This window comes from Campylobacter concisus (genome assembly GCF_015230015.1).
GTDB lineage: Bacteria > Campylobacterota > Campylobacteria > Campylobacterales > Campylobacteraceae > Campylobacter_A > Campylobacter_A concisus_AF.
The window spans coordinates 1-19,718 of sequence record NZ_JAAKZC010000021.1; the positions used below are offsets into that span (position 1 = coordinate 1).

The window sequence follows — 19,718 nt, forward strand, 5'->3', positions numbered from 1 at the left end:
ACGACAATGGCGTTGAGATCGGTAGGATAGAAAAAGCAGATGCCAACTGGGAATTTACAACACCAGTACTTACTAAACAAGGCGAGCATAAATTTACAGCTAAAGCAGAAAATGCATTTGGTACTAGCGTATCAAGTAATGAAGTAAGTATTGAGCTTGATACAATAGCTCCAAGTGTAGAGAATGTTAAAGTGACCCCAGTAGATATGAGTGATCCAGCTGATAGTACTCCAGAAAAAGGTAGAGTAGAGGGTAGCTCTGATACACCAGGTGCTATAGTAGTTATCAAAGATCAAGCTGGCAAAGAAATAATAGGCAGCGGTAAAGTAGGTAACGATGGTAAATTTAACATAGAAACTACTAAACCAATCAATACAGGTGATAAAGTTAAAGTGGAGATCACTGATGATGCAGGCAATACTGGCAAAGGCGAAGGAATAGCTGGTGATATAAAACATGAAGGCGACTTTGCTGCTCCTTGCGATCCAACAATCACATTTGTTGAAGACACAGCTCCAAAAGATGGCAAGCTAAATAAAGCAGAAAACAGCAGTGATAGTGATAACGCTAGTACAAAAGCGCATATTTCTTTCTTCCCAGATGTAGTTGAAGGTGATGTGATCAAATACTCTATCAATAATGGCGAAGAGAAAAATCACCCTATAACCGCAGATGATGTAAAATTAGGCTATATAGTGGTAGATGTACCAGTAGTTGATGGACAAACTTCAACTATCACAGCTAAGATCGTTGATCAAGCAGGCAATGCAAGTGAAGTGGTAAAAGAGAGCATAAGCTCAGACTTTACAGCTCCTAATACTCCAGTTATTACCGCTGTGATTGATGAATGGTATGGTGGCGTTGAATTTGATAACGTTCTTGGTAAAGACAAAGGCTTAACAAACGATAATACTCCTAAATTTAAAGGCACAGCTGAGGCTGGTTCGACTATCGTTCTTAAAAATGGAAACGAAATTATAGGTGAGGATATAGAAGTTAAAGCTAATGGTACTTGGGAATTTACACCAAAAACTCCACTTGCTGATGGTGAGTATAATGTAACAGCTACAGCAACAGATAAAGCTGGCAACGTTAGTAATCCGTCAAATGTAGCAACCATCAATGTTGATACTAACTGCGCTAAACCAGTTATTACCGAGATTATAGATGATGTAGCTGGTGGCGCTGTAAATGGCGACGTAAAATTTGGCTTAACAAATGATAACTTGCCAACGCTAAAAGGTACTGCAGAGGCATTTGCAGAAGTTAAATTTATGATCGACGGTAGACCTGTATTTAAAGATGGCAAGCAAGTTTCTGTAACGGCTGATGAAAATGGCAAATGGGAATATACATTAGAGGCAAATTCTAACTGGGGTGGCAAAGTTCATGCTGCGTTAGAAGATGGTCGCCATACTTTTGAAGCACAAGCAACTGATAAAGCAGGAAACAATAGCAAGCCATCTGACGTGGTAAGCGTAGATGTTGATACTACCGCGAGAGCTCCAAAAGTAATGATCACAGCTGATGCAGACGACAACAACATCTTGACAGCTACTGAAGCGTCTGCTTTAACTGACGGCAAACTAAAATGGGTTATCAAGCTACCAGAGGATGCAAAAGAAGGCGATAGAATCGAAGTGTCTAATAGCCATAGAGAGTGGGTAACTGTATTAACCCTAAGTGCTGCTGACGTAGCTAAAGGTGAGGTTGTAAGAGATGATTTCAGTGCTGATTTTGTAAAAGGTAGACCTGGTTTCCAAACTCCATCTTATAGGATAGTAGATCAAGCTGGTAATATCAGTGCAGAGGGTACAGACTCAGTTAGATTTGACAAGACCGCTCCTAAAGCACCAGTCATCAAAGAAGTTATAGATGACCATAAAGGCTATGATGATGATAAGAGGGTAGGCGACGTGCTTAAAGTAGAAGGTGGTCTAACAAATGACAATACTCCAACTATCAAAGGTACGGCTGAGGCTGGTATAAAAGTTGATATTTACGACAACGGCAAGTTTATCGGAACTACAAAAGCTGATGCTAATGGCAACTGGAACTTTACACCGAGCACAAGTGCAGCACTACCTGATGGCAAACATAGCATTACTGCAGTAGCTGAAAATGCCCTGGGGGTAAAAAGCGCATCTAGCAACGCAGCCAACATAGATGTCGATACTGTAACACCTAAACCAACTATAGATAGCATTACCGACAACGTAGAAGGTGGTGTATATAAAGGTGACGTTAAAGGTGGTTTAACAAACGATAATAGACCAGTATTTGAAGGTAAGGCTGAAAAAGGTGCATTTATTGAGCTTTTCGATAATGACAAAGTAATAGGCACAACTAAAGCTGGTGAAGATGGTAAATGGACAATACAGCCAAAAGAGCCAATGGCTGATGGCAAGCATAATATGGTCGTACAAGCAACTGACTTAGCTGGAAACAGAAGTAGATCTGACCAAACATCTTCAGATGTAGACACAACAAGTCCTGGCGTTGTCAAGATCACAGCAGTTTGTGACGATGTGGCTGGCTATAACGGTAAAGTAGGAAATATCCTTGGTGTAAATAATGGCCTAACAGACGATAGTACACCAACTATCAAAGGTACAGCAAAACCTGGTGTAACCATAACAATTAAAGATGGTGACAAGGTTGTTGATGGAGATATCAAATATAATGGTGATGGTTCTTGGGAATTTACACCAAAAACTCCACTTGCTGAGGGTAAACATGAGCTAACCGCAATAGCTACAAGCAAGACCGGTGTAGTAAGCAACCCTTCAAATGTGGCAGCTATAGATGTTGATACTAAGATAGCAGATGCGAAAGTTGAATTTATCGAAGATACAAATAACGATGGTAAATTTAGCTGGAAAGAAAATATAGAAAATACTCACACAGGACGTCTATCATGGAAGGCTCTTATACCAGATGATGGTAGCATAAAAGCTGGTGATATATTCCACTATAAATGGGATGAAACAGGCTGGCATGAGCGCGCTATAAGTCAAGCTGAAATTGATAGAGGCTACATTGGTGAGATGAAAAATAACCAAATTGACAAAGATCAGCCGGATGCTGGTAAGCCTATGCCTTATGGTAAAAATGCAAACGGAAGCGTTTATGTTGCTGAAGCATACTTTAGCGATGCAGCTGGCAATAAAGGTGCTAATGGTAGCGATAAAGTGGTATTTGACTTTAGTGATAATACAGATAATAAACATATTGCGACAACTAACGTTAAGATCACAAGCATCTATGATGATGTTAGGGGCGGTCATACAGGTAACCTTATCACAAATGAAGCTGCGCATATTGCAGGCTTAACAAATGATAAGACACCAACTATAAGTGGAACAGCTGAGGCTAATGCAAGCGTAAAAGTATCTGTAGTTGATGGTAAGTTACATAGTGTTTGGGAGAAAACTATAACAGCTGAAAGTGATGGTAGCTGGAAGGTAACAACTGACGATATTGCCGACGGTAATTACTCTGTAACAGCAGTAGCTACAAATAAGGCTGGTGCGGTTTCAAATCCTTATACCGTATCAAATCTTGAGATAGATACAACTATTGCTCAACCGAACATTTGGATTAAAGAAGATGCAAATCAAGATAAAATCTATGATAAAGCAGATTATGAAAATCCAGCAAATGGCAACGGTGATATAACATTTGTTGTAGATATACCACAAGACCGCGTAACTATAAAAGCTGGGGATGTTTTCCATTATATGATCAATACTAATAATCCAAAATGGGGCAATATAAACGGTTATACCGAAGATATTACTATAACTGAAGCAGATATCAAGAGCGGTAGCATAAGTCGCGTGGTAACTCTTTGCGATGATGGTAAAGACTTTAATATGAGTCACAACGGTATGATAGTATCGATGAATGGATATTTTAAAGACCTAGCCGGTAATGCACTTTCTAATGATACAATGGTAAGGTTTGATCTAAAGAACACTTATGGTGGTAAAGTAAGAAGCACTAGAAGCTTGCCAGATGATATCTTAGACAATGATAGTGTTGATCTAAGCAATGCTGCTCGTATAAATGAGCCAAAAGCTGAGCTAAATGTTCTAAGTAACAATAAAATAGGCGTTAGCGCAAATGATCTTTTAGAAACACCAAAAGATCATATCATGAGTGAAGGTAAGTCAGAAGCTAAACCTTCTTATGCTACTGCAAGCTCACATGCTGGCGAAGAAAATATAGCTACAACTCATCCTATCCAAATCGAAGAGAAAGTAGAAAGCCACTTCTAATTTCTTATAAGCAGGGCGGACAAAGTCTGCCTTGCTTTGAATTTGTTTGCGGTGAAGGGAGTTTGTATGCAAAGCGAGAAGACAAAAAATTTACTCGATGAAGTAAATGAAACAATAGATTTTATATTTAGAACATGTAACAGAAATGGTGGCACAAAGAAGGCTTTAGAAGATAAAAAGCTAAGTAGAGAAATTTTAAAAGATAAATTTAAATCGATCTTTTTAAAATTTGGCCAGATAGATGAGGCTAGTTTTAAGAGTGCGATCCTCGCAAATGAGGAAGCAAAAGAGCTAAATGAGATAGCGATGGCTCTTGAGATAGACAAAGATGTAAGCTTGCTAGAGCTAGAGCGAGCGATAAATTTTGACCTAACTAGCGTCAAAGAAGAAATTTATAAATTTCAAAATAATAACTAATACACTAGGTGTGAGAGGGGGTCTCACACCAAAATTTAATAACTAAACACTTCAGGATCGATAACCATCGCTCTATAAGCGACATCATCTCTTGAAGCAGAATCCACATCCATCTCAAATTTTATATCATTTGTCTTCGGGTCGATCTCAACTAAGACCATTTTGATAGTCTTGTCAGGGCGAAGTAAATTTACATTTGAGCTTGAGATAAAGTAGGTGCTTTTATCCTTTTGCCACTCGACATTGCTAGTAACTGCACTATAAAAGTCAAATCCACGCTCCTTACCAAACTGCCAAGTCTGCTCAACCGTGCCCTTTTTCTCATCTATCTTATATTCAACCGCACGGGAGTATTTGTCCTCTTTAAATGCTGGCTGCTCCATGCCTCTACCATCGCCATTGTCAAAGACGCTTAGATGTTTTACGCTGCCTTTGTTATCGTATCTTGGTGTTAGCCATGCGGTGTGCTGAGTCCATGACCAGTCAAATTCGCCCTCGCATTTTGAGTTTTCACATTTTATCTTATTGCCGTTGCTATCGACTGGAGTTAGCACTTTGGCTTTAAAGTCCTCGCTCCAGCCTTCAGGCGAAGCTAGTATCCATTTGACCTTTTTATCGCGGCCGATTTTGACGATGCCTTGGTGGCGAAGTGAAAGTATGATGCTATCGTCGCTCTCATCATACGAGATCGAATTTACATGCGCCCAGTTTCTGCCTGTGCCAGTAGAGGTGATATCGCCAAATGGTAGATCATCGCTTATCTTGATCTCTTTTGCGTCCATATCGATATTTAGGCAAACAGCTCTAGCGTCAAGCGCTTTTATGAGGTTGCTACGATAAACATTGTTGCCAAAAATTTCGTTTAGATCCCACTCTTCGACCACTTTGCCAGTGCTATCGACCTCGATGATGTGGTCTCTTATGGTGTGAGAAATTCTGCCATCTTTGTGGTGGTAGTTGTATTTGCCAACTCTAAGTAGTGAATGATCATCTTTTAACGGCATAACTTCGTGGCTTAGATCGATGTAGCCCCTTGGAAGTGGGCGGTTGTAAATTTCTCTACCCATGAGGTCATATCTAAGATATCTTTGCGCCATGCCAAAGCTGATATCGCCGTTTTTTAGCTGATGAAAGCCCATCATCATACCCCCATCCATCACTCTGCGTTCGCTGCGGTCGTAGAATTTCTGATAGTCAAGGTACCATCTGACCTCACCTTTTGTATCTACGATGTAGTTTTCGGTAAAGTCGTTCCAGCTAGCAGCTCCACCATTTTTCCAATCAAGCGGTTTATAGACGCTTGTAATGGTGTTGTTTATGAGATAGAGCCTATTTCTAAAGGCAGGATCGACCTTTTTGACGCTAGTTTTTTGCATGTGTGAGAACCTATAGTCGCGGCTATATGTGACGATAGGCTGGGCGTAAATTTTATATGTTTCTACCTTTTTAGCTCCGTTAAATGTGTAGCTGACGACGACCTCGTTTAGATAGTCAGGATAAAGTCCCCAAATAGGCACGCCGTCATGTGTGAGCAGGGCATGCTCTGAGACGTTGTAGTCGATGTCGATACCGCCATCTGGCTTGCCTTTTACTTTGACGTGGATATCTTTGATATCTTTGCCAGCCCTATCTATAACCGCAGTTAGGGGCGATACGTCGTAGGGGTTTATAAAGACTGAGCCAAGCTCTCCTTGAACCTTTACTTGATGAGCCAAGACACCAGCCTCCAGTGGCGTGACGCCTACACTAATACCACTAATCAAAACAGCCGCAAGGGCAACAGAACCTAAGAAATTCTTGCTCATTTTCGCTCCTTCTGTAGAAATTTAATGATATCTTACTCCACAAAACTAACACAGAAATAACACTTAGGTAAAGTATAGCTTAAATAGTAAAATTAAATATAAAATTTTTGTTTAAAGTATATAGAGTAAATTTAGGAGCAAATGCCCCTAAATTTTAGTTATTTGCGTCAAATTTCTTAAGAGAAAAGAGAACAAATTTGTAGCTAGCGAACAATGTCACTGGCCAAAGTATCAAAAAAATTCCTGCTTCTAACATCTTTTATCCTTAGTATGCGTGATGATCGTTTTTGATCTCATCTTGCGTGATCTTCTTGCTATCTATCGCTCTCCAAACTACGACTATATAGGCAAGCACGAAAGGCACTAGCAAGCTAACATAGGCCATAACGCCAAGTGTGTAGTGGCTTGAGCTTGCATTTTTGATAGTTAGCGAGCTAGAAAGGTTGCTAAATGACGGATAAAATGCTGTGCCATTTAGTCCTGTTATCAAAAATAGCGCGGTCACAGCTAGTGTTACGCCAACGCCGTAAGCGAAAATTCCGCGAATACTCTTTGTAAATGCTCCTTGGAAAATTCCAACAAGCACCAAAAGCACGCCAACAAGAAGCAATATGCCAGCGATAGGCATCTCGATCAAATTTATAGCGTATTTGTAAGCAACAAGGCTAACTACGCCGTTTGCGTCGTATGCAAAGCCATCTTTTGTAAGTATCCACGCAAGAAATCCTAGGAAAAATGGCAAGAATAGCACGGTATTAACAAGTAGCTGTTTTCTAGCGTTTTGTATAAATTCGCCATCAGCGATGTTGTTCATAAGATATAAGCAGCCGCCTATGCGAGATAGGAAAAACATCGCTATGCCAAGCAAGTACAAGTAAGGGTTTGATAAAGCTTCAAGACCACGAAATGGAGTTTTCCACTCGACAAAGTTGTGCTCATTTAGCACAAAATCACTACCGCTAAAAAATGTGCTAACCGCCATGCCGATAAGGATAACGCCAAGCGAGCCATTTATGAAAAGGAAAATTTCATAAGTTCTAGCGCCTAAGAAGTTATCAGGCTTTTTGCGGTACTCGTAGCTTACAGCTTGGACGATAAAGCAAAATAAAATAGCCAGCCAAACCCAGTAAGCGCCACCAAAGCTAGTAGCGTAAAATAGCGGGAACGCCGCAAAACACGCGCCACCAAACATAACAAGCGTTGTAAATGTAAGCTCCCATTTTCTACCTATAGAATTTATGAGCATATCTTTTTTAAGCTCGTCCTTACCAAGGCTAAAGATGAGTGTTTGACCGCCTTGAACAAACATCATAAACACCAAAAGTCCGCCAAGAAGGCTAACTATAAACCACCAATAAATTTGTAAATTTTCCAAGCTTAAACTATGCATGGTCGTTAAATCCTATCTTTATTTGCTTAAGCATGATTTTGATCTCGGCAATCAGCAAGACCGTAAATAAAACAGCAAATAATATAAATGAAATTTTGACATTTGAGTCAGATAAATTTGTAGCTCCGACGCCAACGGTCATGAGATCTTGTATCGCCCATGGCTGACGGCCGACCTCTGCTACTATCCAGCCAGCCTCAGCTGCGATGTAGCCAAGCGGTATGGTAAAGAGGCAGATCCACAAAAATGCTCTTATGTTTTCAAATTTATATTTTCTTGAGAGATTTAGATAAAGAGTGATAACAAAAAGAGCTATGAAGTAAGTGCCAAGCGCGACCATGATGTGGAAGCTATAAAATGTAAGTGCAACTGGTGGCACAGCATCTTTTGCATCTTTAAGATAGCCATATCCTAAGAAATTTAGATTGCTCTCTAAATTTGAAAGCGAGCTTTTCATCAAGCTCTCGTCATTTGCTTTTTTAGCCTCTTTGTAGTTTTTAAGAGCTTCGATAGCTACTTTACCCTTTGCCATCTTCTCTTCTACGCTCATTATGCCACGCTCGCTGTTGCCATAAAGTAGGTCATTTATGCCTGGTGTAAATGAGTCAAGCTCTCTGTTTGCCATGATGCCAAGTGCGTAAGGTACTTTTATCTCAAACAAAAAGGCATCGCTCTCATCGCCAAGCTTTTTAGCTGGGTTTAAAATACCAGCGGCAACTAGGCCAGCATTTTGCTCACCCTTGTAAAGTCCCTCCATGGCTGCTAGCTTCATAGGTTGCTTTTGAGCTGCAAGATATGCGCTCTCATCACCGCTAAGTAGCAAAAATGCTGAAGTGATAAGGCCAAATGCGCTAGCAACGACGATACTTTTTTTAGCAAGCAAGATGTGGCGTTTTTGGATCAAAAACCAAGCTGAAATTCCTATCACAAAAATAGCTGAGATAGTGTAGCCGCTAGTTACTGTGTGTAAAAATTTGCTAATGCCAAGAGGATTTAGTGCGACTTCGAAGAAATTTTCCATCTCCATTCTAGCTGTGTCTGGGTTAAATTTCATGCCTATTGGATATTGCATCCAGCCATTTGCGATTAAGATCCAAAGTGCGCTTAAATTTGAACCGATCGCAACAAGCCAAGTTGAAAGCAGGTGAAATTTCTTACTAACTTTATCCCAGCCAAAAAACATAATGGCAAAAAACGTACTCTCCATGAAAAATGCGAGTAAGCCCTCGATCGCAAGCGGAGCACCGAATATATCGCCGACAAACCAGCTATAATTCGCCCAGTTTGTACCAAACTCAAACTCCATGATGATGCCAGTAGCCACACCAATAGCGAAATTTATACCAAAGAGCTTTAGCCAAAATTTCGTTATCTCAAGCCAGGCTTTGTCGCCAGTTTTGACATATATCGTCTCCATAATGGCGATGATAAAACTTAGCCCCAAAGTGAGTGGGACAAACAAAAAGTGGTAAATGGCAGTCAGCGCAAACTGAGCCCTAGACCAATCAACAAAATCCATCTCTGACATTTTATTCCTTTATTAAATTACGAATTACAAATTCGCTTTTTTCTTCGTCGGTTTGAAATTTGGTATTAAGCGTCTCATCAAAGAAGAAGAGCTTTAAAATTCCAAACATAATGATAAGCTTTATCGCTATGAGAAGCCATAGTTTCTTGCCTATTTTCATATTTTTAAAGCCGTCTACATATAATGAGGCGATGTTTTTTAAGCAGTTTTTAATCATGATGTTGAAGTCTATAACAAAAAAACTTAAAGAATAATTTTTAAAAATTGCACGATTAATGCCTTACTAAATATTTAAGGGGTATAATCGGCAGATTAAAAAATAACTAAAGTTAAGGAAAATTTGATGGCAAAAGAGACGAAGTACATTTTTATCACAGGTGGTGTTTTAAGCTCACTTGGAAAAGGCATCGCAGCTGCGTCTATCGCGACATTACTTAAAAATTCTGGACTAAAAGTGAGCGTTTTAAAAGCTGACCCATATATCAACGTAGACCCAGGCACGATGAGCCCACTAGAGCACGGCGAAGTCTTTGTCACAGACGATGGCGCAGAGACAGACCTAGACCTTGGTCACTATGAGAGATTTTTAGATGAGAGCCTAAGTCAGGATAACAACTTCACAACGGGCAGGGTTTATAGCTCAGTCATCGAAAAAGAGCGACGTGGCGACTATCTTGGAAAGACTATTCAGGTGATCCCTCACATCGTTGGCGAGATAGTTGATCGTATCAAAAAAGCAGGCGAGGGCAAAGATGTGCTCATCGTTGAGATAGGCGGAACCGTTGGCGACATCGAGGGCTTGCCATTTTTAGAGGCGATAAGAGCCTTAAGAGTAGAAGTTGGCAAAAAAAGAGCGCTAAATATCCACCTAACTCTCGTGCCATTTATCAAAGTAGCTGGCGAGCTAAAAACAAAGCCAACTCAGCATAGCGTCGGCGAGCTAAGACGCATCGGCATAAGCCCAGATATCATCATCTGCAGATCTGAAATGCCATTAAACCGCGAGCTAAAAGATAAGATCGCAGCAAGCTGTGGCGTAGAGAAAAACTGCGTCATAGAGAGCTTAGATAGCGCAAGTATCTATCAAATTCCACTTTCGTTTTTAAAGCAAGACATCCTAGTGCCGATCGCTGAAAATTTAGGCTTTGGTGAGCTAAAACCAGACATGGCAAACTGGGATAGCCTAGTAAAAAGGATCATCGCTCCAACAAACGAAACAACAATCGCCTTTGTAGGCAAATATATCGATCTAAAAGAGAGCTACAAGAGCCTAACTGAGGGCATCATCCATGCTGGAGCAAATTTAGACGCTAGGGTAAATTTGCGCTGGATAGATAGCGAAAAGATAGAGGAGAGCAATGTAAATGAGCTTTTAAAAGACGTGGATGGCATCTTGGTAGCTGGCGGCTTTGGCGAAAGGGGCGTTTTAGGCAAGATGCAGGCCATAAAATTTGCTCGTGAAAATAAGATACCATATCTTGGAATTTGCCTTGGTATGCAGCTAGCGATGATCGAGTTTGCAAGGGATGTTTTGGGTTTAGAAGATGCAAATTCTATGGAGTTTAATAAAGAGTGCAAAAATCCTATCATATATCTAATAGATAGCTTCATTGACGCCCACGGCAAAAAGCAGATAAGAACGCACACAAGCCCACTTGGCGGCACTATGAGACTTGGTGCTTACGACTGCGACATCAAGCCAAAGACGCTTTTGGCTGAAATTTATGGCAACGCAAAGAGCGTAAAAGAGCGCCACCGCCACCGCTACGAGGCAAATCCAAAATATAAAGAGGTCTTTGAAAAGGCTGGCCTCATAGTAAGTGGCGAAAGCGACGGACTAGTAGAAGCGATCGAGCTAAAAGGTCATCCGTGGTTTGTAGGCGTGCAGTGTCACCCTGAATTTACTAGCCGTCTAACTAGACCAAACCCTGTGATCCTAGGCTTTATCAAAGCAAGCCTAGCTAATCACGTAAAATGATAAATTTGGCAAGTTTTTTGCCAAATTTTCTCTTTAAATTTCACTCATTTTTTACTTCAAATTTACAATATCTAATTTATAAAGAGTATCAATTTAACAAAAGTTTTTTGCCCTAAAAATCTTACTTTCATTGAAAATTATAAGAAATTAAATTTCAAAAAGATATAATCAAAGCATTCAAAATAAAGACGAAAGATTACGATGAAAAAAAAGCATTTTTGTTGCCAAATTTTTGGCAGTTTGGGCGTAAATTTAAGTGAGCAAATAGCATTAGTCAAAGTTGGCAGGGCGTCAAAAAGTCCTTGCCAAAGCTATGTTAACTAAAGAGGATATTAGGAATTTACTAGCACGTAGATTTTGTAACGACATACACAAAAAACTTAGTGAAATTCCAACGCCAAGCGCCCTAAAAGATATCTACAAAGGCGCTAATCGCATCAAAGAGGCGATCGAGAGAAACGAACACATCGCTATTGTTGGCGATTATGACGTTGATGGCGTGGTTTCAAGTGTGATTTTAGCCGAGTTTTTTGATGATCTTGGTGTAAAAAACTACCTAGTAAAGATCCCAAATCGCTTTAAGGACGGATACGGCTTAAACCCTGAGATCATCGATGAGCTTGCAAACGATGTGAGTCTAATAATCACCGTCGATAACGGCATCTCGGCTAATGAAGCAGCTAACATCTGCAAAGAAAAAGGCATCGATCTCATCATCACAGATCACCACATGCCACCAGCCGTTCTACCAGAAGCCTACGCTATCATCAATCCAAAACAAGAGGACTGCAACTTTCCAAATATCGAAATTTGCGGCGCTGAGGTGGCTTGGTATTTGGTGGGTGCGCTAAAAGATGTTTTCGGCTTAAACTACGATATGAGTAAGTTTTTAGAGCTTTTAGCCATCGCGATAATCGCTGATATGATGGAGCTAAGAGATATGAATAGGATGCTCGTTCGCATGGGCATTAGCAAGCTAAATGCATCTAAGCGCTCGGCATTTTGCGCCATAAAAGAGTTTTACGGCAAGGATAAATTTGAGTGTGATGATATTAGCTTTCTTATAGCACCTCTTATAAATTCAGCTGGACGCATGGATGATGCGATGAATTCTTTTAACTTCTTGCGCGCAAAGAGCATCGAAGAGGCCTACAACTACCTTGATACGATCATTGAATTTAACAACTCCAGAAAAGAGGAGGAGCGCCAACTCTTTGATTGTTCGCTAAAGGACGTAAAAGAGGACGATGAGGTCATCATTACTTGGGGAGAGCAGTGGCATGAGGGCGTGATAGGCATCGTGGCTAGCCGACTAGCAAAGCACTTTGCAAAGCCAGCTATCGTCTTTAGCATAGATAAAGGCCGCGCAAAAGGGAGTGCCAGAAGTGTTGGCAAGCTTGATATCCTGTCGCTCATCGCAAGCCACGAAGATCTGCTAACAAGCTACGGCGGTCACAAAGGTGCAGCTGGACTGACGCTTGCACCTGAAAATTTAGAAAAATTTAAAGAGGCGATAAATAAAAGCTGCTCATGCCTAAATATGCAAGAGTGCAAAAGCTCAGACGAGCTACTTGGCGACATAATGCCAAGCGAGATCGACTTTGAGTTGCTTGAAATTTTGGAATTTTACGAGCCGTACGGACAAAAAAACCCACGCCCAGTCTTTAAGATAGAAAATGCCGTTGTGAAAAACGAGAGGCTCATAGGCAGGGATCAAAACCACTTAAAACTAATCTTGCAAAAAGACAACAAAACGCTTGAAGCGCTGTTTTTTAACTTCACAAGGCACGTTAGAGTGGGTGAGATGGTGGATATCATCTTTTGCGTATCTAAAAATTCGTTCCGTGGGCTTGTGACACCACAGCTTCTTATACGAGAAATTTTATAGTTTTCTGCCTAGTTGTTTGAAATTTAACGACTAGGTATTACTTTTTAATAATTAAAAATTTTATAAATTTATCAATGCTTATTTAATATTATAAATTAATAATATTTTAAATAAAAATCCGTAAAATTACATTTACATTATATTTTTAAAGGATTGAAAATGAAAAGTTCATTTTTGAAAGCTAGCATAATTGCATGTGCGGTTTGCTCATTTGCTATGGCAGAGAGAGCAACATCGGTCTTTATGTAGGCTACACTTATAAATTTTAATATTAAACATTCCCTCCTTAAGAAATTTGCGCCCTAGTTTGGGCGTAAATTTATCTTTTTACTATTTTCAAATGTGATAATGCAATTTATTAAAGCTGTTGTAAGTATGATCGATGAGCCAGCTCCTACAAGAGTCGATGATAATATCGTAATAGCAGGCTCTGTATGCGAAAATGAAACCCTAAAAACCACCTTTGTTATAAATGATAGCGATGATATTAATTTAGTAAATTTACTAAAAATGAGATAGAAGAGATTAAAGAGGACTTTTGTGGTAGTAAAAATCCTCTTATTGATAAAGCTTCATGGATATACAACTACGAGGACGGCAGGAACTTTACTGTGATAAATTTGACAAGAGAGGATTGCAAGTAAATTTTCTGGGGGAGACCCCAGAAATTTAGGCTTTTAGGCCTAAAATTGTAAATTTACTAAATTTAATATAGAGCGCATTGGCTGCTTAAACTAAACCCTTTTTACACAAAGTCATTAAAAATATAACCACACAGCTTTTGGTAAGAAAACTCAAATTTTATGAAAAAATAGGCTAAATTTATAACTCCAAGCTTTTAAAGTTACTTTTTTACACACATAGTATAAATGCCCAAAATAAGACTTTTTTATTAAATTTAATACCATGTAATTTTCATTACATTTATATTTATCATTTATTTAAGTCTAATTTTGCTTCAATTTCAATACTAAATATTATTTTCATAGGAGCAAAAATGAAAATTTCTTATGTTTTAGCGTTGGCTTTAGCGTCAAATTTAACGCTCAGCGCTGAGGAAACAGCAAGCTTAACGCCGATCGTCGTCTCGTCAAAAATAGAAAGATCAGCTCTAGATGAACCTACTAACGCCCAACTAGTCGGCAAAGGCGCAATACTAGAAAACAGCGATATTGCCAAGTCTATATCAAATTTGAGTGGATTTTCTATGGAGCGCAAGGGCGGAGGCGGTAGTGAGGTTTATTACCGCTCGCAGACCGCGGCTAGACTGCCAGTGCTTATCGACGGAAGCACGTTAAATGGCGGATGTGGCATGCGTATGGATACTCCTATCACCTATATATCTGCGCAAAACTACAGCTCGGTTCGCATCGTAAAAGGGCCACAAGACGTAAGATATGGCGCACTTATTAGTGGTGGTATATTTTTTGATAGAGATATAGCAAGGCTCTCAAAACCAAGCTTTGGAGGAAATGTGAGCGTGCTTGGCGGAAGTTTTAAGCGATTTGAGACGAGCGCAGATGTGATGGCAGGCAACGAGTTAGGTAGCTTGGAGGTCTCTGGCGGGCACTACGAGAGTGGGGACTATAAAAGCGGTGATGGACAAAAAATGCATACACACTATAAACGAAATAGCGTCTCACTTGTGGGTACACTAACGCCAACTGATACTACTGCCTTGCAGCTAAGTGCAGACCTGGGCGAGGGCGAAGCAGCCTATGCTGATAGGATGAGAGACGGCACGCAGTTTGACCGCAAGTCTTTTGGTTTCAAGCTCGAACAAGATGTCGGCCAGCATAAAGTCAGGCTAAGCTCATATTATCATCAAATAGATCACATAATGGATAACTTTACCATGCGTCCAGTGGTGCCAGGAAGGGGAATGGGCAAGGGATATAGCATCAGTCACCCAATACGCGATATGTATGGCGTTAAGCTTGAAGGCGAGCTAATTTTTGATAATCTAACAAGCTACCTTGGTGCTGGATATTCGCAGGATACATTTAAATGGCGAGGCGCTGGTACTGGCGGAGCTGGCGTGCCTAAAGCCGTGATGGACGCCGCCCTATCAAAGCCACACGAAAAAGAGCGCAAAGTAACATACAAAACGATATATACTCAAAATGAGTACGTTCTTGATAGTAACTACGGCCTTTTTGGTGGACTTAGGCTAGATGTGGGCGAGAGAAAGCTAATAAAAACGCATAAAAAAAGGAGTGAAAATTTACTCTCAGGCTTTTTTAGATATGAAAAATATCTACAAAATTTAACGCTCTATGCGGGACTGGGACACGCACAAAGGATGCCAGACCACTGGGAGACAAACAAAGACGCGAACCTAGAGCTAAACAAAGAGAGAAACACTCAGGCTGATTTTGGAGCTGTACTAAAAGATAAAAACTATGAGCTAAGTGCAAATTTATTCGTCTCAAAAATGGATGATTATATCATGCTAAAATATAATCCTATGGGCATGTCCTCAGACGCCTTTAATACCGACGCTCTACTATATGGTGGTGAGATCGAGGGCGATATATTGCTGGCTGATATATTTAGACTAGGGGCGGGCGTATCATATGTCTACGGCAAGGTGACTAAAGACGCTGGTGGCCTACAAAAGGGCGATGCGCTACCTAAAGTTTCACCTCTAACGTTTAAACTAAGTGCTGGACTAGAAAAGCCTGAGTGGTTTATCAAAGCTGACCTATACGCCAACGCATCGCAACACCGCACACAAAAGGGATATGGGGACGTCGGCGGCATGGACTTGGGTAAGAGCGATAGCTTCTGGACGCTAGGACTAAGTGCGGGCTATAAATATAAAAATTATCAATTCTTAATAGCTGCAGAAAATTTAAACGACGCCAAATATTCATATCATAATTCAAAAGGTGGTTACGGCGGCGGTATTGCGGGATATGAGACGATACCAAATGGTACTAGACTATATGAGCCTGGTAGAAGTTTCTGGGCGAAATTTAAGGTACATTTCTAAGATATTTCTGGGGTCTCCCCCAGAAATTTAGGCTTTTTTGTCTTCAAGCTCTTTTAGATGAGCTTTTACAAACTCACCAAATTCATCTTGAGTTAGCACTCTTTTAGCAAGTTTTTCCTTGCATTTTTTGCCAAGCTCGCCTAGAGTTGCTCTATTTTTTTGGCTTTGTGATTTGCCAAATTTTGAAAGGATCGCATTTAGCTCATGCTCTTCACCGAAATTTACTAGCTCTTTATCTAGTGCCATTTTTTCTCCTTTGTTAAAAAGTTTGTGTAATTGTAAAATTTAATAGTAAATATATGAATTAAAATTTCAAAACTCTCAAATGGCAAAAATCACCAGAATTTTAGGCAGGCCACACTTATAAATTCAAAAAATTTATAAATTTATGGCAAGGCTTAGGCTTTGCCTACTCTCTGCCTTCAAGAAGCGGCACAAAAAGGCACTCGTCTAAAAACTCTTTTTCTAAATTTCCGTTTTCGTCTTTTCTAAATTTAGCGATAAACTGCTTGCCATCTCTTTTCATCGGAGCGACCAAGATACCGCCATTTTTTAGCTGGCTAAATAAATTTGGCGAGATCTCATCAGCAGCAGCCGAGAGTAAAATTCTATCAAACGGCGCGTAGCTTCGCCAGCCGTTGTTGCCGTCATCATATCTTACGTGCACATTTTTGATCTTTAGCGTCTCAAAGCGTTTTTTGGCCTCCATGGCTAGCTTTTCTATGCGCTCGACGCTAAAAATTCTATGCGCAAGCTTGCTTAGTATCGCTGCTTGATAGCCGCTGCCACAGCCTATTTCTAGGATGTTATCCACGTTTTCACACTCTAGCGCCATCGTCATCTTTGCCACCGTTAGCGGCGAGCTGATCCACTGGTTGCCAAGGATGGGTTGTGCGTTAAGCTTGTAAGCATGCGCAGAGATAGGCACGAAAATTTCACGCTCAGTCGTTGATATCGCGTCAAACAAAAGAGGACTTAGCATGATCTCGTCGGCTATGTCGCTAGCTAAATTTTGGCATTTTATCGCTTCTAATTGGGTCAAAATTTCTATCCTAAACAAATTTTAAATCGCTATTATACGATTTAAAGCTTATCTTAAAATTTATAAAAGCCCTAAATTTTTCTTTATCTGTGTGATCAAATTTGCGTCAAAAACTGCGCTTTTCTCCAGCGTGCCGTCTGGCAAAAAGACCCCAGCGGTCTCAAGATCAAGCGAGCTTGAGATCATGACGTAGCAGTTATTTGCGATGGCTAGCGCCTTGCAAAGGCTAAGGTAGGCTTCTTCTCTGGCCTTGCCCCACATGGCTGGCACCATGATGATGTCGCACCCTCTTAGTTTTGCCCAAAGCCTGCTATCACGCAGCTCAAAGCAGATCAGCACACCAAGCTTTAGCCCTTTAAATGTAAAGGCATTTATATCGCTCACCTCGCCGGCAGCAAAGATCTCGTGCTCCAAATTTGGCCTAAAAAGTTCAGCCTTAAACTGCGAATGAAAGACGTTGTTTGAGTTAAGAAGTAAAAATTCGTTATAAATTTTTGGTTGGTACGGATTTAGATTTGAAATTTGAGCGAGCCCTGCGCTTTTGTTTAGGCTGCTAAGGTGTGTAAAACCTAGAAATTTATCTGGACTAAGCGCCTCTTGCAAGCGCTCAAGCAGCATCGCATCAAAGCTGCCTATCATGCCACCAAGCATCGCTTTGTTTACCCCAGCAAAAAAGCCGTCAAAGTCATATCCGCTGATACAAAGCTCGCTTGCAAGCAGGAGAGAGTTTTTGGGTGCAGCCTCAACTAAATTTGCAAGCTCTTCTAGGCGATCTGTTGCATTTTTTGCCTTTAAAGTTAGGCTTATTAGGTTTAAATTTTCGCTCATTTATTTTCCAAATACAAATGTCATAGGTTTTTCATCATGGCAGTCTTTTGGAATTTTGTAGTTTATGTCCGTGCCACCGATGTTTGGCGTAGCTTTTAAAATAACGCTTATAGCTGTGATTTTGTCTTCCCTCTGCGAGAGCGGGTCGTTAAATACCCAGACCTCGAAGCCAAGACCTCTAACCTCATCATGCAAGACCACTCTTATCTCTTTTAGGTCTTTTGCCTCAAATCCACAATGCTTGTTTATGTCAAGCATCACGTCATTTCCTAGAACGGATCCTAGCGGTGCAAAACTTGGTGCAATTTCCCCATTTGGCATCTCTTGATATATTTCCGCTTGGCTTGTCTCTTTTATCTTGACAAGCTTGTAGGCGTAGAAATTTTCGAGATTATTTTTATTTGCTTGATCAATTATTCTTTGGCTACTACTCGCACACCCCACAAAAAGCACGCAGGCAATGGCTAAGATGCCACTTTTAAAAGTCGTCAAAGCTGATGCTTCCCTTGCTGTAGTTTGTCACCTTTGCCTCAAAGAAATTTGACTTTTGGTCGTTAAATTTCGCAAAGTCATCGACCCATTTGATCGGGTGAGCGACGTTGTATTTGCGTTTTAGACCGATCGCAACTAGGCGCTGGTCGATGAGATAGTGGATATACTGCTCGATGATATCGTCTGTAAAGCCCATTATCTGGTTTTGGGTGATGTATTTGCCCCATTTTATCTCTAAATTTCCAGCTTTTTCAAACATATCATAAATTTTCGCCTCAGTCTCAGGCGTAAAGAGGTCAGGTCTTTCTTTGCGGACTGAATTTATCATGTTTTGAAACAAAAGCAGGTGCGTGATCTCGTCGCGTTGAATGAAGCGTATCATCTGCGCCGAGCCTAGCATCTTGCCAGCGCGAGCTAGAGCGTAGATCGCTGTAAAGCCGCTGTAAAAGTAGATGCCCTCTAAAATTTGGTTTGCCACCATCGCAAGAAGTAGCTTCTCGTCAGTCACTTCGCCCGCAAGCTCCTCATAAACGCTTGAGATGTAGTCGTTTTTCTCGCGCAATACGTCGTCGTGCTTCTCCATCTCGTAGATGAGGTCGGTGTTGTCACAGATCGCCTCGACCATGACAGCGTAAGACTTGCTGTGGTTTGCCTCTTCGTAGGCTTGGCGGCTTAGCACGGCGTTGATCTCTGGTGCGGTGATGTAAGGGTTGATGTTGTCAGCTAGGTTGTTCGTCTGAAAGCTATCCATCGAGATGAGCTGGCTCCAGACGAGGTCGTACATGCGTTTTTCAGCCTCTGTGAGGTTGTAGGCGTAGTCGCGCACGTCGTCTGTGGTGTCGACCTCTTTTGGAAACCAGGTGTTGGCCTCCATGAGATCCCAAAGCTTTAACGCCCACTCGTATTTTGCCTTGGTGAAATTTAAAATGCCGTGTGGGTTGCCATTAAAGACTCTTCTGTCAGTCAAATTTTCATTTGAGCTTGGGTTGTAAATGCGTTTTCTGTTCATAAATTTCTCTCTTGTTTGTGGTAAAAATTTCTTAAAATATTACCCAAAGCAAGGTAAAAATTTACT

General features: G+C 40.7%; 15 protein-coding genes. 6 read left to right on the top strand and 9 right to left on the bottom strand.

Annotated elements, in window-relative coordinates:
* A partial coding sequence (locus tag G6W42_RS09390) for an Ig-like domain-containing protein (protein WP_194173797.1) occupies window positions 1-4,280 on the top strand: 4,280 nt, incomplete at its 5' end.
* Between the two features lie 66 nt (window positions 4,281-4,346).
* The gene (locus tag G6W42_RS09395; protein ID WP_021088445.1) at window positions 4,347-4,697 is read left to right on the top strand and encodes a hypothetical protein; all 351 of its coding nucleotides are present in this window, start codon (window positions 4,347-4,349) and stop codon (window positions 4,695-4,697) included.
* A 35-nt stretch (window positions 4,698-4,732) separates the two neighbouring features.
* Here G6W42_RS09395 and G6W42_RS09400 read toward each other — a convergent pair whose 3' ends face one another.
* The 4 genes from G6W42_RS09400 to G6W42_RS09415 all read right to left on the bottom strand — a co-directional run bounded on the left by G6W42_RS09400 (window position 4,733) and on the right by G6W42_RS09415 (window position 9,637).
* Entirely contained in the window at window positions 4,733-6,502 is a 1,770-nt protein-coding gene (locus G6W42_RS09400; RefSeq protein ID WP_194173798.1) for an aryl-sulfate sulfotransferase, read from the bottom strand.
* 265 nt (window positions 6,503-6,767) lie between these two features.
* Window positions 6,768-7,892: a cytochrome d ubiquinol oxidase subunit II gene (locus G6W42_RS09405; protein ID WP_194173799.1), complete on the bottom strand. Its 1,125-nt coding sequence runs from the start codon at window positions 7,890-7,892 to the stop codon at window positions 6,768-6,770.
* On the bottom strand, window positions 7,885-9,420 hold the full coding sequence (locus tag G6W42_RS09410; protein WP_194173800.1) for a cytochrome ubiquinol oxidase subunit I: 1,536 nt from the start codon (window positions 9,418-9,420) through the stop codon (window positions 7,885-7,887). Before G6W42_RS09410 ends, G6W42_RS09405 begins: the two co-directional genes overlap by 8 nt.
* A gap of 1 nt (window position 9,421) precedes the next feature.
* Complete coding sequence (locus tag G6W42_RS09415; protein WP_194173801.1) at window positions 9,422-9,637, bottom strand: DUF4492 domain-containing protein; 216 nt, start codon at window positions 9,635-9,637, stop codon at window positions 9,422-9,424.
* Between the two features lie 126 nt (window positions 9,638-9,763).
* On the opposite strand from G6W42_RS09415, the gene G6W42_RS09420 reads away from it, so the two are divergent.
* The 4 genes from G6W42_RS09420 to G6W42_RS09435 all read left to right on the top strand — a co-directional run bounded on the left by G6W42_RS09420 (window position 9,764) and on the right by G6W42_RS09435 (window position 16,281).
* Entirely contained in the window at window positions 9,764-11,398 is a 1,635-nt protein-coding gene (locus G6W42_RS09420) for a CTP synthase (protein WP_194173802.1), read from the top strand.
* A 313-nt stretch (window positions 11,399-11,711) separates the two neighbouring features.
* A complete protein-coding gene (gene recJ / locus G6W42_RS09425; protein ID WP_194173803.1) occupies window positions 11,712-13,286 on the top strand; it encodes a single-stranded-DNA-specific exonuclease RecJ in 1,575 nt (524 codons plus the stop codon).
* Between the two features lie 348 nt (window positions 13,287-13,634).
* Window positions 13,635-13,805 carry a hypothetical protein gene (locus G6W42_RS09430; protein ID WP_194173804.1) on the top strand — a complete coding sequence of 57 codons (171 nt, stop codon included), beginning with the start codon at window positions 13,635-13,637 and terminating at the stop codon, window positions 13,803-13,805.
* A gap of 478 nt (window positions 13,806-14,283) precedes the next feature.
* A complete protein-coding gene (locus tag G6W42_RS09435; RefSeq protein WP_194173805.1) occupies window positions 14,284-16,281 on the top strand; it encodes a TonB-dependent receptor domain-containing protein in 1,998 nt (665 codons plus the stop codon).
* A gap of 27 nt (window positions 16,282-16,308) precedes the next feature.
* Here G6W42_RS09435 and G6W42_RS09440 read toward each other — a convergent pair whose 3' ends face one another.
* The 5 genes from G6W42_RS09440 to G6W42_RS09460 all read right to left on the bottom strand — a co-directional run bounded on the left by G6W42_RS09440 (window position 16,309) and on the right by G6W42_RS09460 (window position 19,652).
* Window positions 16,309-16,527, bottom strand: a complete 219-nt coding sequence (locus tag G6W42_RS09440; protein ID WP_012140605.1) for a hypothetical protein — start codon at window positions 16,525-16,527, stop codon at window positions 16,309-16,311.
* Window positions 16,528-16,690: 163 nt separating this feature from the next.
* A complete protein-coding gene (locus G6W42_RS09445) occupies window positions 16,691-17,323 on the bottom strand; it encodes a protein-L-isoaspartate(D-aspartate) O-methyltransferase (protein ID WP_194173806.1) in 633 nt (210 codons plus the stop codon).
* Window positions 17,324-17,383: 60 nt separating this feature from the next.
* Window positions 17,384-18,151, bottom strand: a complete 768-nt coding sequence (locus tag G6W42_RS09450) for a carbon-nitrogen hydrolase family protein (protein WP_194173807.1) — start codon at window positions 18,149-18,151, stop codon at window positions 17,384-17,386.
* Window positions 18,152-18,643 (bottom strand): hypothetical protein, encoded by a 492-nt coding sequence (locus G6W42_RS09455; RefSeq protein WP_194173808.1) that lies wholly within the window; start codon window positions 18,641-18,643, stop codon window positions 18,152-18,154. It lies immediately after the preceding gene.
* The gene (locus tag G6W42_RS09460; protein ID WP_009494790.1) at window positions 18,630-19,652 is read right to left on the bottom strand and encodes a ribonucleotide-diphosphate reductase subunit beta; all 1,023 of its coding nucleotides are present in this window, start codon (window positions 19,650-19,652) and stop codon (window positions 18,630-18,632) included. Before G6W42_RS09460 ends, G6W42_RS09455 begins: the two co-directional genes overlap by 14 nt.
* Between the last annotated feature and the right edge of the window lie 66 nt (window positions 19,653-19,718).

Bases quoted from the DNA above. Each gene is read 5' to 3' on its own strand.
- G6W42_RS09395 (WP_021088445.1), top strand. From the start codon at position 4,347: ATGCAAAGCGAGAAGACAAAAAATTTACTCGATGAAGTAAATGAAACA.
- G6W42_RS09400 (WP_194173798.1), bottom strand. From the start codon at position 6,502: ATGAGCAAGAATTTCTTAGGTTCTGTTGCCCTTGCGGCTGTTTTGATT.
- G6W42_RS09405 (WP_194173799.1), bottom strand. From the start codon at position 7,892: ATGCATAGTTTAAGCTTGGAAAATTTACAAATTTATTGGTGGTTTATA.
- G6W42_RS09410 (WP_194173800.1), bottom strand. From the start codon at position 9,420: ATGTCAGAGATGGATTTTGTTGATTGGTCTAGGGCTCAGTTTGCGCTG.
- G6W42_RS09415 (WP_194173801.1), bottom strand. From the start codon at position 9,637: ATGATTAAAAACTGCTTAAAAAACATCGCCTCATTATATGTAGACGGC.
- G6W42_RS09420 (WP_194173802.1), top strand. From the start codon at position 9,764: ATGGCAAAAGAGACGAAGTACATTTTTATCACAGGTGGTGTTTTAAGC.
- recJ (WP_194173803.1), top strand. From the start codon at position 11,712: ATGTTAACTAAAGAGGATATTAGGAATTTACTAGCACGTAGATTTTGT.
- G6W42_RS09430 (WP_194173804.1), top strand. From the start codon at position 13,635: ATGCAATTTATTAAAGCTGTTGTAAGTATGATCGATGAGCCAGCTCCT.
- G6W42_RS09435 (WP_194173805.1), top strand. From the start codon at position 14,284: ATGAAAATTTCTTATGTTTTAGCGTTGGCTTTAGCGTCAAATTTAACG.
- G6W42_RS09440 (WP_012140605.1), bottom strand. From the start codon at position 16,527: ATGGCACTAGATAAAGAGCTAGTAAATTTCGGTGAAGAGCATGAGCTA.
- G6W42_RS09450 (WP_194173807.1), bottom strand. From the start codon at position 18,151: ATGAGCGAAAATTTAAACCTAATAAGCCTAACTTTAAAGGCAAAAAAT.
- G6W42_RS09460 (WP_009494790.1), bottom strand. From the start codon at position 19,652: ATGAACAGAAAACGCATTTACAACCCAAGCTCAAATGAAAATTTGACT.